This window comes from Pseudohongiella acticola (assembly GCF_001758195.1).
Classification (GTDB): domain Bacteria; phylum Pseudomonadota; class Gammaproteobacteria; order Pseudomonadales; family Pseudohongiellaceae; genus Pseudohongiella; species Pseudohongiella acticola.
Genome location: NZ_MASR01000001.1, coordinates 166711 through 181811, shown reverse-complemented (window position 1 = coordinate 181811; position 15101 = coordinate 166711). Strand labels below are relative to the sequence as shown.

Genomic DNA, 15101 nt, shown 5'->3' with positions numbered 1-15101 from the left:
CCTCTTGCCTTTTATTGGAATTAGTTTACTGCCTTAACGTCTGGCTGAGCGTGTCAACAGCGAGCGCAGCAGCCCTGCCATCAGGGCGATGACAATGCACGCAATCAGCGCCAGCACCAGTGGCACCAGCGCCCTGATAAAGGCGTCGCCGCCAATGGTTATCATATCCAGCAATATAACGATGACAGCTGGCGCCATCAGGTCCTGATCAGCGGCCACATACCAGGGTGTATAGATCAGCGCTATCATGATACCGCGCAGTACATTGGCCAGTGGCTTAAAACCGATAGCCCCGGTCGCTTTGTAAAACAGGATGTAACACAGGGTGCCAGCGGTCAGATAAACCGCCCAACTTGTAATGTAACCATATATACCCAGCATTCAGCGCTCCATCGTCATGTCAGCATCATCCTGATCCCGTTATCAGGCACGAACCCAGCGGATAACGTGCTCTTCCAGCCCGTCATCATGGACATATTCCTCAGAGATTACCCGGCCGGTAACAGCAATGCCCTGTGTCTGCATTTGTTCGCGTGAACCGGTCAGCAACGGATGCCAGTCTGGCAACGGCCTGTTCTGATACCTGAGTTTATAGGCGCAGGTGTCCGGAATCCAGTCAACTGATGCCTGCAGCACAGACATATCAAGCACCAGGCAATCGGGAACCAGTTCATTGCGTCGTCCATAAGCCTGGCAACTGCACTTCTGCTGATCCAGATACCGACATACAACCCGGGTATAGGCCAGACTGGGAGCGCCTTTCCCGCTCGTATCGTCATCCTGTAATTTCTTCAGGCAGCAGCGCGCGCAGCCATCACATAGCAGTTCCCACTCACGGCGATTCAAATCAGCCAGAGGTAACTCCCAGAAGCGATCACGCACAGGCTGATCAGTCATCTCGCGTCTGCCTCTCCACCGCTGCCGCTGCCGCCAAGAATACGGGTCAGTGGCTCGACCAGCAATGACTGCTGCCAGCCGGACAGATCCTCGGGCCACGCCAGTTTGCCATCATTGCCCATGGCTGCCCGTCGGTTCATGTGCATCAATGTGATCAGCTGTTTCTTGCGCGCCAGCAGTTCTTCCGCTATGCCAGTCTCTGCCGCCACTGCACGCACCGCCTGCTGGCAGCGTTTTAATGTCGCGCGCTGGGTTTGCGACATGGGGGCACCTTCCAGGTTATCAGCGATTGCCGGTGCTACCGCCTCACTCTCGGCAATAAGCGCCAGCAACGTCTCCGCGTCCTGCTGATAAATATTCCGATTCAGGTCCGATAACTGGTTCAGCCCCTGTTGATCCGAGGGCATGGCCTGAGCCAGCGCGATCAGGTCAGCGTCGCGAGCAATCCAGGCTCGCGGTTTGTCGCGCTGCCGTGACACCTGCTCGCGCCAGATGCAGAGTTCCTTTAATGCACCCAACTGTCTGGCGTTCAAACGCCAGGCCGCGCCCATTGACAGGTACAGATCCGCCCATCTGTCCTGGTCTTCGCTCGCCAGTGAAATCTGCCGCATACGCTCGCATTCTTCCCGCAGGTAGTCCAGTTTGCAATCCTGTGCCAATGCGCTCTCAAGTTCCTGGTGCAATCGGGGAAGATACGCTACGTCCAATGCTGCGTATTTGACCTGGTTATCCGACAGCGGTCGTTTCAGCCAGTCGGAACGGGTCTCACCTTTGCTGAGTTCAACGCCGGTTATATGCAGAACCAGATTAAGATAGCTGATGCTGTAACCGTGCCCCAGAAAGCCGGCTGCTTTCTGCGTATCAAACAATGGACCAGGCATACAACCATACAGATAATTGAACACCACCAGGTCTTCCGAGCAGGAATGCATGACTTTGGTAATGCCAGGCTCCGTCAGAATTTCCATGAAAGGCTGCCAGACCTTGATAAAGAGGGGATCCAGCAGATAACTGCTCTGCCCGTCGCCAACCTGAATCAAACCTGCGCGAGGATAAAATGTACTGACACGGATAAATTCGGTGTCCAGCGCGAGCATGGGTAATGTCCGCCAGTGCTGACACAATTGTGCCAGTCGGGCGTCGTCAACCACGAGTTCCGGCGCGGGGAAGTCAATCATAAACAGCTCTCATTTTTTAGCATTCGCGATCACCTGGCTTCAACGTAGCAATTGACGTCCATTAAAGGCATGGCTTAATGTGCCTCCGTCAACGTATTCCAGTTCCCCGCCCACCGGCACACCATGAGCAATGCGGCTGATCACCAGGTTCTGATCCTTCAGCAAGCCTGCGATGTAATAGGCGGTGGCATCGCCCTCGACATTTGGGTTATTGGCAAGAATCACCTCTTCAACCGGATTTTGCTGCAGCAATGTCATCAGCTCATTAATGCCAATGTCGTCCGGACCGATGCCGTCTATCGGCGACAGGTGTCCCGATAACACAAAGTACAGCCCCTGGTAGCTACCCGCCTGCTCAATGGCATACAGGTCGGCGGGTGAACCCACCACACACAGGATGGATTTGTTACGTGCCGGGTTGCTGCAGATACGGCAACGCACTTCTTCGGTCAACGCCCGACACTGCTCGCAGCGGCCAATGTTATCCAGCGCCAGCGCCAGCGTATCGCTCAGCCTGGCGGCGCCCGAGCGATTCCGCTCAAGCAGGTAAATCGCCATGCGTTGAGCTGACTTCGGACCCACACCCGGCAGACACCGCAGGGATTGAATCAACTGCTCTAATAACGGGCTATGCATAATTCACACACACCTGGTGGAGAAAACATTCAGAAGGGGAACTTGAAGCCTTCAGGAAGATTCATGCCGGACGTCATTGCGCCCATGGTTTCGCGCTTGTCGTCTTCCAGCTTTTTGACCGCATCGTTAATGGCTGCCGCGATCAGGTCTTCTATAATTTCTTTGTCTTCCTGCATCAGCTCGGCACTCAGCTCTACATTACGAGCATCGTAGTGTCCGCCAAGGTGCACTTTGACCAGGCCGGCGCCGGACTCACCGATGACGATTTTTTTGGCGGCCTCTTCCTGTGCCTTTTGCATCTGCTCCTGCATTTGTTTTGCCTGTTTGAGCAATTGGTTCATGTCAGTCATACAGTAACCTCGTCGTTTAGGGTTCAGGGTAATTCAGTCCTGGCGTTCAGGCTGTTTCATATCTTCGCTCAGGTTGTAGTGCCGGTGATCTGCAATGATTCCTGGTCCACTCTGGCATCAAATTCGCTAATCAGCGCCAGCACGCCCGGATCAGTATTAAATCGATGATGCAGCTCGTCTATGGCCTGCTGCTTTTCCCGCCGTCGCCGTTGAGCCGGAGATTCCGAAGGCAAACTGCCTACCTGAATCATTACTGTGACCGGACGCTGCAACAATTCACTCAGCGCCTGCGCAATTTTGGGTTGTTGGTCTTCTGAATACAAGGCGCTCTGCTGCTCATCCAGTATCAGCGCGTAGGCGTCACCCACAACAGATTCCGGAACACAATTGGCCAGGATATTGCCGCTGATACCGGACAACTGACATCGCTGCACCAGGGTGAACCAGTCTGCCCCGGCCGCCAACGTCGGCGATGCCGGCTCGGCGGAGACAGGCTTTTCTTGTGTGTTAGGCTTTTCTGCCGGTTGAGACTCTGCTACCGGTTGAGACTCTGCTACCGGCTGAGGCGCTTGTTTGGGCTGAGGCTCTTGTTTGGGCTGAGGCTCTTGTTTGCGCTGAGGCTCTTCTTCCTGCCGGGGTTCTTCTTTCGGCTGAAGGTTCGTGTTTGGTTGAGGCGGTACTTCGCGCTGAGGCCCTTTTTCAAGCTGAGGCTCTTTGTCACGCTGAGGCTCTTGTGGGGGCTGAGGCTCTTGTGGAGACTGAGGCTCTCTTGCCGGCTGTCGCTCGGCTTCCGGTCGGGCTGCTGGCGTTTCATCGGTGTCTGCCGCCGGCTCCGGACTCAGGCCGGCGCTGGGCTGAGTGATTGTTGCGGCGGGTTCAGGCTTTTTTTTTTCGTGACCTGACAACGATTGTGCACCCGCAAACACATCAGGACTGAACGCCAGCATTCGCAGCAGGCCCATTTCAAAACAGATTCTGGCATCCGGCGAATGTGGCATATCCTGCAAGGTCTGCATGCATACCTGATAATACAATTGCACATCTTCCGCTGCGAAAGCGCCGGCAAGCGCTCGTATCTGTTCCCGGTCTCCTTCGCTGTTATCGATGGCATCCGGCATGACCTGTGCCATTGCCAGACGATGGCACACGCTTAGCAGTTGTTCCAGCAGGCGGCTGTAATCCGGGTTATTTTCGGCGCAGGCAGCGACCGCAGACATCAGGCTGTTTGCGTCACGTTGCGCCAGCGCCTCCAGAAAAGCAAACACAGCGGCATGGTCAGGCGTACCCAACAATGAGGTCACCGATGCCACCTGCACACTGCCACCGCCAAATGAAATACTCTGGTCGAGCAGCGTTAACGCATCACGCATACTGCCAGCCGCGGCGCGACCCAGTTGCCACAGGGCATCTTCTTCATAATCGATCTGCTCTGCCGCCAACACCGACTGCAGGTAATTGACGATCTGCGCCGGGGCCAGGTTTTTCAGATGAAACTGGAGGCAACGTGACAGCACCGTAACCGGCAATTTCTGCGGATCCGTTGTCGCCAGCAGAAATTTCACGTGCTCGGGCGGCTCTTCCAGCGTTTTAAGCAAGGCGTTAAAACTGTGGCTGGACAACATGTGAACTTCGTCGATCAGGTAGACTTTGAATCGCCCGCGCGCTGGCGCATATTGCACATTGTCCAACAGGTCACGGGTGTCCTCGACTCTGGTGCGCGACGCAGCATCAACCTCAATCAGATCGATGAACCGGCCCTCACTGATTTCACGGCAGGCGTTGCACTCCCCACAGGGTGTCGCGGTAATGCCCTGCTCACAATTCAGGCAGCGGGCCAGTATACGCGCCACTGTGGTTTTTCCAACGCCCCGCGTGCCTGTAAACAGATAGGCATGATGCAGACGCTGCTGCTCAAGCGCATGCGTCAGCGTTTGCAGAACATGCACCTGTCCGGCCATTTCAGAGAAGTTCTGGGGGCGCCATTTTCTGGCAAGTACCTGGTAGCTCATGTGTCGCGGTCAATGTCTGGTGACTGATGGAGAGCTATTGTATTGCAAACAGAGCGGGAGTGACAGGCGGCCGGGGCGTGAAATCGGGTTTTGCGACTGGACGCGGGAGGCCCTTGGCAGAACCACTTTCCAGAGCCACTTTAAGGTGGCACCTCCTGTCAGCCACACCACGGCACATGAGTCTGCTGCTACCGTTGCTCCCTTCCGGGCCTGGCGGGGTTTACAGCGTATCATTGCGCGGGGACCGACAAGAGATACCATAAAGCCTGATGCAATGAGGAATCATCAAATCAGGGGCGGCATTATCAATAAATTGCGCCGACTAATCAAGTGCAGCCCGCAACTCAAGTGCACCATGCAGCCCGCGACAAAACAATCGCTGCCAGACTCAGGGCAGGCTGATGGCCATCAGGCGGGTCACAGGCCCTGCCCCCACCGCCAGCACAATATACTGTTTGCCGTCTGCCATGTAGCTCATGGGCGTGCCCATGGGTGGTAAGGGCAGATCCAGCTCGCTGAGAACCTCACCGGTCGCCTTGTCATAGCTGCGCAGCACTGGACGACTGCCGTCCAATTGAGCGACGAACAGCAGCGAGCGCGTCAGCAGCGGGCCATGGCGCCCAAAACTGCCCACCGGACCGGGATCTTCGATACCCATATCGATGATCCGCTGCCGAATACCTTCTCCATGAGGCACCATCCAGCGATGCTCACCGGTATTCAGATCAATGGCGGTGATGCGCGCATAGGGCGGCTTGACCAGAGGCAGGCCCTGCGGCCCTTCAATACTGAAGCTGCGATCGCGAATATAGGCAAAATCCGATTCCCCCGGTTCGGGTTTGCGCAGCCTGACAAAGCGCGGCGCCGATAACGAAGGGATATACATCATTCCCGTTTCGGGATCCGTGGCTGCTCCCGTCCAGGTGGCGCCGCCACTGTAGCCAGGAAAAATGATGACGCCGCGTTCGCTGGGGGGCGTATAAAGTGGCCCATAGTCGACGTCGGCAATCAGATCCACGGCCTGCGAGCGCAGCTCGGGCGTGAAGTCGATCAAGGTGGCATCAGAGATACCCTGCGGTTCGAACGGCGCCGGTTTGCTGGGGAAAGGCTGCGTCGGTGAGGTACGCTCACCCGGGACACGCGATTGTGGTACCGGTCGCTCCTCGATGGGCCACACCGGTTCGCCGGTCAATCGATCCAGCACAAACACAAACCCCTGTTTGGTGACCTGCGCCACGGCTTTAATGTCGCGGCCATCAACATTGATATCGATCAGATTGGGGGCAGCAGGCAGATCATAATCCCACAGACCATGTCTGACTGCCTGGAACTGCCAGACCATGTCTCCCGTCGCCGAATCCACTGCGATCAGGCTTTCCGCGTGCTGGTTATCGCCCAGACGATGGCCGCCGTACCAGTCGTTATTGGGTGTACTGGTAGGCAGATACACGTAACCGGTGTCAGGGTCCGCACTCATGGTTGTCCATACATTGGTGGCACCAGCGGTGCGCCATGCGTCGTTTTCCCAGGTGTCGTTGCCGACCTCCCCGGCTTGCGGAATGGTATGGAAAATCCAGCGCTGTTCACCCGTGCCTGCATCAAAGCCGCGCACATGTCCCGGCGGCAATTGCGTCTTGAACAGCGGCACGTCGTTTATCGACGAACCCACAACAACAGTATTGTTTATCACGATGGGCGGTGAAATCGAGCCATACTGACCGATTCGGGTTTCTCGCCCCAGCCCCTGTTTCAGATCAACAACACCGTCGTCGCCAAAATCCGCATCCGGCTGCCCGGTGCGCGCATTCAACGACCACAGCAGCCCATCATTGGCCGCCATAAAGATTCGGCCATCATCGCCATCATCCCACCAGGACACACCGCGATGATTATTGTTGAAATTGGGATGCCGGCCCCGTTGCCAGGAGCCGGTGTCAAACACCCAGCGCTGATCACCCGACACCGCATCAACGGCAGCTACCTGCCCCAGCGAGGTACTGACATACAGCGTACCGTTAACCATGATGGGCGTGGACTTGTATTCGCCGGCACTGGCACGGTCATCTTGCGCAAAAATAGCATTATCGGGTGTATCCCATTGCCACGCGATCTCCAGTTCAGAAACATTGCCAGCGTTGATCTGAGCTAACGGCACGTATTTGCTGGACGCCGCATCGCTGCCATAAAAGCGCCAGTCCTGCTGGCGCTCTGGCATGCCCTGCGCATTGGCCCAGGAACATATCACAGCGCCCAACAGGACAGCGTACAGACCCGGTCGGCATCGCTCAGGGCACGGCATAACTCACCACCGATGCCTCGGTGCCGCCGCCCAGGGCAATACTGATGTATTGCTTGCCATCGACCATGTAGGTCATCGGGGTAGCGCTGGGTACGGAAGGCAGGTCGAGTTCATGCACCACGTCGCCTGTGGCTTTATCGAACGCTCGCAGCACTGATCGACCACCGTCCTGCTGCGCTATAAACAGCAGGGTTTTGGTCAACACGGGTCCTGTCCGCGAATTCGAACCGACCGGACCCGGGTCAACAATGCCCAGATCAATGATGCGTTGCCGGGGGCCTTCTCCGTGCGGCACCATCCAGACGTGGTCGCCCGTATTCAGGTCGATTGCCGTGATACGGCCGTAAGGTGGTTTGGTCAGCGGCAAGCCCTGCGGGCCATTGACGGAAGTAACGCCACCACGAGCGAAATCGAAATCCGATTGCCCTGCTTCCGGCTCTACCAGTTGCACCACAATGGGCGCCGTTCCCGATGGAATGTAAAGCATGCCGGTCTCAGGATCGACTGCAGATCCCTGCCAGCCGCCACCGCCGGCCCAACCCGGCAGATTGATGGTGCCTCGCTGCGACGGAGGCGTAAACAAAGGACCGTAGTCAAAACTTTCAATATTGGCCAACGCTTCCGCTCGCAGCTCCGGGGTGAAATCGATCAGGGTTGCGTCAGAAATACCCTGCAATTCAAATGGCGCCGGCCGCGTTGGATGCGGTTGTGTGGGCGCGGCACGTTCGCCGGGCACTGTCGATGCAGGCACCGGGCGGTGTTCTATCGGCCAGACCGGCTCGCCGGTTTCCCGGTCCAGCACATACACAAACCCCTGCTTGGAGATCTGCGCGAGCGCCTTGATGTCCTCGCCATCGACAGTGATGTCAATCAGCGTTGGCGCCGCCGGCAGGTCATAGTCCCACAAGCCGTGCTCAACCGCCTGAAAATGCCAGACACGCTCGCCTGTGTAGCCATTGACCGCAACCAGTGACTCGGAAAACAGGTTGTCGCCCAGCCGGTGACCGCCATACCAGTCATTGGTGGGTGTACCCACGGGCAGGTAGACCAGGTCCAGCTCCAGATCTGCGCTCATCTGTGTCCAGACATTGGTATTGCCGACCACTTCCCAGGACTGGTTTTCCCAGGTTTCATTGCCAAACTCACCGGTCTGGGGAATGGTGTGGAAAATCCACTCCTGCTCCCCGGTTTTGATATTGTAGGCACGCACGTGGCCCGGCGGTGCCGACTGGAATGCGGGCCCGTCATGAATCGACGAACCGACGACAACCAGGTCGTGAAATATCAGCGGTACGCCCATCATGGTATAGGCAACTCTATCAATCTCCCGACCCAGGCCAACGGCCAGATCCACTTTGCCCTGATCACCAAATTCCCGGTCAAGCTCCCCGGTTTCGGCGTCCAGGGACCACATATAGGCATCATTGGAATAAACCAGGATTCGCTCCTCATCGCCCTCGCTCCAATACCCCACCCCCCGGCTGTTGTAGCCGAGATTGGCTGGACGCCCCATCTCCCACCCGCGGGTATCAAACATCCACAGCTCTTCCCCAGTGACGCCATCAATAGCAGACACCCGGCCGAAGGAGGTATTGATATAAAGTACTCCGTTCACAGCAATGGGGGTGGCCTTAAAAGCACCCGGTGTCGCCGCGTAATTCTCGGCCGCATGATTGGCGGTTACGGTCGCGTTGTCGGGAGACTGCCACTGCCAGGCCAACTCAAGGTCGGCGACATTGTTGTGATCAATCTGATCAAAAGGGGCATATTTAGTGGAAGACAGGTCGGATCCGTAATGGGTCCAGTCCTGAGCGCCGCTGTTAACGCTAAAACCAAGCGCCAGCGCGGACACTGCCAGGGTCAGGGTCTTGGGTAAATACATGGTCTGTTCTCTTTATAATTTTAATTGACGGACCAGCCGATACTACAACAACATCAGCCATATAGGAATTGTCGCTTGTGTGGGTATTTTATGGGGACGGAGGGGATACTTTTTGACCACTGAGAGGGAAGCAGCACTCACTGAAGAGACCAATATCGGCAAATTGCCAAAGGCCGCTTGTGCACCTGCGTTATTAAATTTGGCGGTGAGGGAGGGATTAATCAAACAGCCTTCGGGGCTGTTTGACCCGTTGGGCTTCGCGCTCACGCGCTCGTTTTAAGTTGCTGCGCAACTTTTCGACCCTCTATCGGGTTCGCCTCCCTCCCGGGCTGGCTGGATCATTCTTTGCGGGGACAGCAGGCCGATTGTGCACCTGCGTTATTAAATTTGGCGGTGAGGGAGGGATTAATCAAACAGCCTTCGGGGCTGTTTGACCCGTTGGGCTTCGCGCTCACGCGCTCGTTTTAAGTTGCTGCGCAACTTTTCGACCCTCTATCGGGTTCGCCTCCCTCCCGGGCTGGCTGGATCATTCTTTGCGGGGACAGCAGGCCGATTGTGCACCTGCGTTATTAAATTTGGCGGTGAGGGAGGGATTCGAACCCTCGATACGTTTCCGTATACACACTTTCCAGGCGTGCTCCTTCAGCCTCTCGGACACCTCACCGTTTCAAGGCGCGTAACTTTATATCAGGGTCATGGCAAATACAAGCAGATAAGCGGTGCCAAGGCAAATTGATCGGCTTTTGTCAGGCGTTGACAGGCCATTCCACCCCAGCTGGCCTGCTGGCGCTCGGTCAATGCAGCGACAGCGTGTCACCGCTACCCTATTGGCGCAAAAGCCTGGGCAACGGATAGGCGGCGATCGTCAAATCACTGCTGCGAAGCGGATTGATTTCCAGTCCCCCGCGTCGCAGAAAGTTGATGCTCACCTGAAGTTTTTGAGGTTTACACTTAACCGACAGGTCATGGAATATCTGTTCCACACAATGTTCGTGAAAGCCTTCGTGTGAACGATAGGAGATCAGATAGGACAACAGGCCCTCATGATCAATCTGCTCGCCCTGGTATTGAATCACCACGCTGCCCCAGTCTGGTTGAGCTGTTATCGGGCAATTGGATCGAAACAGATGACTGTAGAGCGTTTCAGTAACCTGCGCTCCCGTATGAGACACCAGAAAATCCGGTGCCGGCTGATAGCTTGTTGTTGTTACCAGCAGATTGTCGAGCAGAAGCCCGTTGGAAACATCAACGCTGTGCATCACCGCCGACTCATGATTGTGCAGCGCGACCTGCACGGGCGCCCCTGCCGCCTGCGACAGATCCTGCTCAATCTGCACCCGCGCCACTTCCGGCTCACTGAACACGGCCTGATTCAGGGAATTAAAATAGAGCTTCATCGACTTCGATTCAATCAGACAGGGTGAATCACACGGCACCAGAATATCGGCAAGCGCCACCACCGGCTGGCCCGTGGGCAACAACCAGGAAAGTTCATACGCACGCCAGTGATCAAATCCGCCAAAAGGCAGCTCACTGCCCTCTTTCACCCCCAGCTGACTGCGATTGTTCGCGCGCGCGACCGGGAACAACAAACCTGGATCATAAGCCGTTGGATAGGCAGTCTGTTTGCCTAGCGGATTGTCAGCCATGGTAGCGTTAACCTTCATCCATTTTCTGTAAATTTAAAGCAGCCTTGAGCTAAGCAACAGCCTTGAGCCAGTCACCGGCACATCAGCAAACCCTGCAATCAATGCCGCAAGCCGGTGCCGCGGCGCAGCAAGTACAGTGCTACCGCAAACAGGACTGTGCTGAATGCAACCAGCATGAACAAGGCCCAGTAAATATTGACATCACTACTGCCCAGAATACCAAAGCGAAACGTATTGACCATATACAGCACCGGGTTGAGTGCAGAGATCCACTGCCCGGCTGTCGGTAGCAGCTCGATTGAATAAAACACACCGCCCAGATAGATAAGCGGTGTCAGTACAAAGGTGGGAATAATCGAAATATCATCAAAGGTATTGGCGAACAGCGCATTGATGAAACCTGCCAGGGAAAACACCAGCGCGGTTAACAGAACCACCAGAACCGTTAACCAGACATGCTCAATACTCAGCGATGTAAACATAAACGACATCAATGTCACGATCACACCCACGGCAAGGCCACGCACCATACCGCCGGCGACAAACCCCATCAGAATGATGTAATTCGGGACCGGTGACACCAGAATTTCCTCGATACAACGCTGAAATTTGTTACTGAAAAAAGATGAAGAAACATTCGAGTAAGCATTTTGAATGACAGCCATCATGATCAGGCCAGGCACAATAAAATCAATATAATTGTACCCGCCCATATCACCAATGCGACGACCGATCAGATTGCCAAAGATCAGGTAATACAGACCAATTGTTATTGCCGGTGGCACCAGCGTCTGCAACCAGATACGAGTGAAACGGCGAACCTCTTTTACAACAATGGTTTCAAAGGCGATGTATTTCTGATTGGCAAACATGCGCATACCCGTATCGTTCTGTTGATGGATGTACTTCCGACAGATGTGATTATGGCAAATGGTCTAGTGACAACAGTTACTTATTTACAAGACGGGACAGGAATAACTCTTCCAGCCGATTGGTCTTGTTTCTCATACTTTTAATCAACACGCCCTGTTCGTTCAGACGTGTGAACAATGCATTGATATCTCTGTCCGTGCTCATGGTAACTTCAAAGCTGTGCGAGTCGATCCATTGACACGTCACGCCCGGATCACCGAACGCGGGCGCCGCGGAAATTTCATTGACCGTATCAAACACCAGCGTCTGCATCGCCAGCTTCCCGAGCAACGCTCGCATGCTGGTATTTTCCACAATCTGACCGTGATCAATGATGGCGATATTACGGCACAGGCTTTCTGCCTCTTCCAGATAATGCGTGGTCAGAACGATGGTGGTGCCATTACGATTGATTTCCTGCAGGAACTCCCACATTGATCGGCGCAACTCGATGTCTACGCCCGCAGTGGGCTCATCCAGAATCAGCAGGCGTGGCTCATGCACAAGCGCCCTGGCAATCATCAGACGACGTTTCATGCCGCCCGACAACATACGCGAGCGATTGTCGCGTTTATCCCACAGGTCCAGCTTCTTCAGATATTTCTCGGTACGCTCGCGTGCCAGTGACCCTTTCAGACCATAATAACCCGCCTGGGTCATGACGATATCGGCGACTTTTTCAAATTGACTGAAATTGATTTCCTGTGGCACAACACCTAAAGACTGCTTGGCTTCATGGAGGTGACTGGCGGCGTCTTTGCCAAATATTTTTATGCTGCCGTCGCTGGCGTTAACCAGCGTTGAGATAATGCCAATGATGGTGGATTTACCAGCGCCATTGGGACCCAGCAAGGCAAAGAAGTCATTTTCTTTGACATCCAGATCAACGCCTTTCAGGGCAACGTGGCCGTTAGCATAAGTCTTGCGGAGATTACGAATGGAGATGGCATTTTGTGAATCGGCATGTGACATGGTCGCTTCTCAAATTCCAAAAAAAAAGCCTGGCAAAAGCCAGGCTTAAAAAATGGCGTCCCCTAGGGGTTTCGAACCCCTGTTGCCGGGATGAAAACCCGGTGTCCTAGGCCTCTAGACGAAGGGGACAGAAAAAATTTTCCTGCCTTATTGCAGAAAGCGGCGCGAATTTTAGTTAGCTTCGACATCGCAGTCAAGATATTTTTTGCCCATCTGCGATTTTTTGCAGTACTGCCGTCCAGGGCGAATGCAGTAATCGGACAGCGCGCGCATAATAACAAATCTATCTGAGGGGTGATAGCTTTTTGTGCAGCTACTTTTGCCGACAGACTTCGGCTAAATGTTATAGTAGCTTCCTCATTGGTTTTCTCATTAATGTATTTTTCGCCACACTCGGTTGTCTGGACCGCTGAAAACGGAGACGCTACGCATGACGGTCATCTTCAGCCTCATTTTGGCACTGGTGCTACTGGTGGGCATTATCTATGCCCTGCGCACTCACAACGAACGCACCCGGGAAAATGCAATAGCACGCGAACAACCATTACCACCTCTGGCGAACAACACGGCACCAGCAGCCAGCGCCCCTCCGGCTGACGACAACAGCCCACCGCAGGCAGGTGCAACCCCGGCTGCCGAAGCACCAGGCGAGAGCATTATATCGAACAACAACCTGCCAGATGCTGTCAGCTGCCAGACCACCGACTGGCGCCAGAGCTGCCAGACACTGCGAGATCAGGGGCGATTCGATGAAGCATTGCTGGCCTGTCAACAGGCCTGGCCACAATGGCAGAGCTTTGACCAGGCCGCTCGGGTCATGCGGGCCGCCATTCGCCGTCATTCCGGCGACGCAGCACAGCGAAATCATTGGCTCCAGCAACTCTATCGGCTCGCAGCGCAGGCCAGCTTTCTGCATGACAAGGTCGCCGGCCTACCCGACCCGAGTCGCCACAGCCTGGCAAAACGATTTACACCCGTACAGATCGATGTACTTGACATGCCATGGGCAGAGCTGGGTTATGAGCAGCTGCGACTGCTGACCAAGTCAGATCGAAAACAACTGGTGCAATTGTGGGGCGAACCCGACACGCATCAAAGCGCCCGACATTTCCACGCCAATCAATGGTTGACATCCAGCTCTTGACCTGTTTGCGCCCTATATGAGAACCTAAGCGATTATCACTTGATATTCAGGTGATCCGTGTCCCGAATGCCAGCGTCGTACGCCGCTACTCGGATTGCCTAATGCAATCAGAGCAGGGGTCGATATTCGTATATAGGACTTAATCGCTGGCACCAAGATCAAGGACCACCGGAATGACCTTTACTGACAAGCGCAAACGGTCAAGGGAGCCCGCCATAGAGCCGGACCTGTTGGATCAGGGCATCGCCCAGCTTAAAATGGAAATTCAGATCCTGAGTGACTGGCTGCGCAACCTCGATAACAGCGAAGCGGAACAGCAAATCTCGTACAAGGATATGTTACAAAGCCGCAAGGAGATGCTTCGCGCTCTTGAAATGCAAAAAGCAGAACTGACACCACCATCGAAGCAGACGCCCACCGCATAGATCTGAGTACTCCCGGTACTGCCAGACAATGCGTTTCGATCAATCAGGACCCCACCATGACCGACTCCTCACCACTGATGCCCACGCAGCAGCAGCTCAACACCATGCTGTCCCTGCAATCTGCCATGAACCGCAAAGTTGATCCGGACTGGATCGCGGCCGCCTATCCTTATTTGCGCGCTGTTGTGGTGGAGGCAGCTGAAGCCATAGAGCACCACGGCTGGAAGTGGTGGAAAAAACAGGAACTGGATCTGGCTCAACTGCAGATGGAAGTGATCGACATCTGGCACTTCATTCTGTCCGAAGTGCTGCTGCGCCAGAAAGGTGATGAAACAGCGGCCTGCGTCAAGCTGTTGGCAGACTGCGGCGACATCAGTGGCGGCGCCATAGATTTTGATAACAGACCCTACAGCATGGCGGCCATGACCTTACTGGACAAACTCGAACTGCTGACCGCCCTGGCTGCCGCACGCCGCATCGAAATCAGCGTATTTGCCAGCATCATGAAAGATTGTGACATGAGCTGGGATGAGCTGTTTGCCCAGTATGTCAGCAAGAATGTATTAAATTTCTTCCGCCAGGATCATGGCTATAAAGACGGCAGTTACCAGAAGGTCTGGCACGGCAAGGAAGATAACGAACACCTGGTGGAAGTCATGGCAACACTGTCAGCGACATCTGAGACTTACCCAACCGAATTGTACCAGGCGCTGAAGCAACGCTATCCTGCCTGATACGGTTTGACCGG

General features: G+C 55.0%; 14 protein-coding genes, 2 tRNA genes and 1 other RNA gene. 3 read left to right on the top strand and 14 right to left on the bottom strand.

Going from position 1 to position 15101, the window contains the following annotated elements; all coding sequences use genetic code 11:
* Nucleotides 1-33: 33 nt before the first annotated feature.
* The 14 genes from PHACT_RS00795 to PHACT_RS00730 form a co-directional block, all read right to left on the bottom strand.
* Nucleotides 34-381: a hypothetical protein gene (locus PHACT_RS00795; protein WP_070115484.1), complete on the bottom strand. Its 348-nt coding sequence runs from the start codon at nucleotides 379-381 to the stop codon at nucleotides 34-36.
* A 42-nt stretch (nucleotides 382-423) separates the two neighbouring features.
* A complete protein-coding gene (locus PHACT_RS00790; protein ID WP_070115483.1) occupies nucleotides 424-897 on the bottom strand; it encodes a YcgN family cysteine cluster protein in 474 nt (157 codons plus the stop codon).
* The gene (gene rnd, locus PHACT_RS00785) at nucleotides 894-2075 is read right to left on the bottom strand and encodes a ribonuclease D (protein ID WP_070115482.1); all 1182 of its coding nucleotides are present in this window, start codon (nucleotides 2073-2075) and stop codon (nucleotides 894-896) included. Before rnd ends, PHACT_RS00790 begins: the two co-directional genes overlap by 4 nt.
* Nucleotides 2076-2114: 39 nt before the next feature.
* Nucleotides 2115-2714 (bottom strand): recombination mediator RecR, encoded by a 600-nt coding sequence (gene recR, locus PHACT_RS00780; RefSeq protein ID WP_317622269.1) that lies wholly within the window; start codon nucleotides 2712-2714, stop codon nucleotides 2115-2117.
* A gap of 26 nt (nucleotides 2715-2740) precedes the next feature.
* Nucleotides 2741-3061 carry a YbaB/EbfC family nucleoid-associated protein gene (locus PHACT_RS00775; protein WP_070115480.1) on the bottom strand — a complete coding sequence of 107 codons (321 nt, stop codon included), beginning with the start codon at nucleotides 3059-3061 and terminating at the stop codon, nucleotides 2741-2743.
* Nucleotides 3062-3129: 68 nt separating this feature from the next.
* Entirely contained in the window at nucleotides 3130-5070 is a 1941-nt protein-coding gene (gene dnaX / locus PHACT_RS00770) for a DNA polymerase III subunit gamma/tau (RefSeq protein WP_083264234.1), read from the bottom strand.
* Nucleotides 5071-5223: 153 nt separating this feature from the next.
* Nucleotides 5224-5320: signal recognition particle sRNA small type (gene ffs, locus PHACT_RS00765), an RNA gene on the bottom strand.
* A gap of 138 nt (nucleotides 5321-5458) precedes the next feature.
* On the bottom strand, nucleotides 5459-7369 hold the full coding sequence (locus tag PHACT_RS00760; RefSeq protein ID WP_070115478.1) for a pyrroloquinoline quinone-dependent dehydrogenase: 1911 nt from the start codon (nucleotides 7367-7369) through the stop codon (nucleotides 5459-5461).
* Nucleotides 7356-9251, bottom strand: coding sequence for a pyrroloquinoline quinone-dependent dehydrogenase (locus tag PHACT_RS00755; protein ID WP_070115477.1), 1896 nt, complete (start codon nucleotides 9249-9251; stop codon nucleotides 7356-7358). The genes PHACT_RS00760 and PHACT_RS00755 overlap by 14 nt, the downstream gene beginning before the upstream one ends.
* 576 nt (nucleotides 9252-9827) lie before the next feature.
* Nucleotides 9828-9915 (bottom strand) — tRNA-Ser (locus PHACT_RS00750).
* Nucleotides 9916-10075: 160 nt separating this feature from the next.
* Nucleotides 10076-10918 (bottom strand): NADPH-dependent 7-cyano-7-deazaguanine reductase QueF, encoded by an 843-nt coding sequence (gene queF / locus PHACT_RS00745; RefSeq protein ID WP_083264233.1) that lies wholly within the window; start codon nucleotides 10916-10918, stop codon nucleotides 10076-10078.
* A gap of 80 nt (nucleotides 10919-10998) precedes the next feature.
* Nucleotides 10999-11772 carry an ABC transporter permease gene (locus PHACT_RS00740; RefSeq protein WP_070118050.1) on the bottom strand — a complete coding sequence of 258 codons (774 nt, stop codon included), beginning with the start codon at nucleotides 11770-11772 and terminating at the stop codon, nucleotides 10999-11001.
* A 76-nt stretch (nucleotides 11773-11848) separates the two neighbouring features.
* The gene (locus PHACT_RS00735; protein ID WP_070115475.1) at nucleotides 11849-12784 is read right to left on the bottom strand and encodes an ABC transporter ATP-binding protein; all 936 of its coding nucleotides are present in this window, start codon (nucleotides 12782-12784) and stop codon (nucleotides 11849-11851) included.
* Nucleotides 12785-12837: 53 nt separating this feature from the next.
* Nucleotides 12838-12913, bottom strand: a tRNA-Glu gene (locus tag PHACT_RS00730).
* A 301-nt stretch (nucleotides 12914-13214) separates the two neighbouring features.
* Here PHACT_RS00730 and PHACT_RS00725 point away from each other — a divergent pair.
* From PHACT_RS00725 to PHACT_RS00715, 3 genes are all read left to right on the top strand, one after another.
* A complete protein-coding gene (locus PHACT_RS00725; protein WP_070115474.1) occupies nucleotides 13215-13928 on the top strand; it encodes a hypothetical protein in 714 nt (237 codons plus the stop codon).
* A gap of 173 nt (nucleotides 13929-14101) precedes the next feature.
* Complete coding sequence (locus tag PHACT_RS00720; RefSeq protein WP_070115473.1) at nucleotides 14102-14353, top strand: hypothetical protein; 252 nt, start codon at nucleotides 14102-14104, stop codon at nucleotides 14351-14353.
* A gap of 56 nt (nucleotides 14354-14409) precedes the next feature.
* Complete coding sequence (locus tag PHACT_RS00715; protein WP_317622233.1) at nucleotides 14410-15087, top strand: dUTP diphosphatase; 678 nt, start codon at nucleotides 14410-14412, stop codon at nucleotides 15085-15087.
* Nucleotides 15088-15101: the final 14 nt, after the last annotated feature.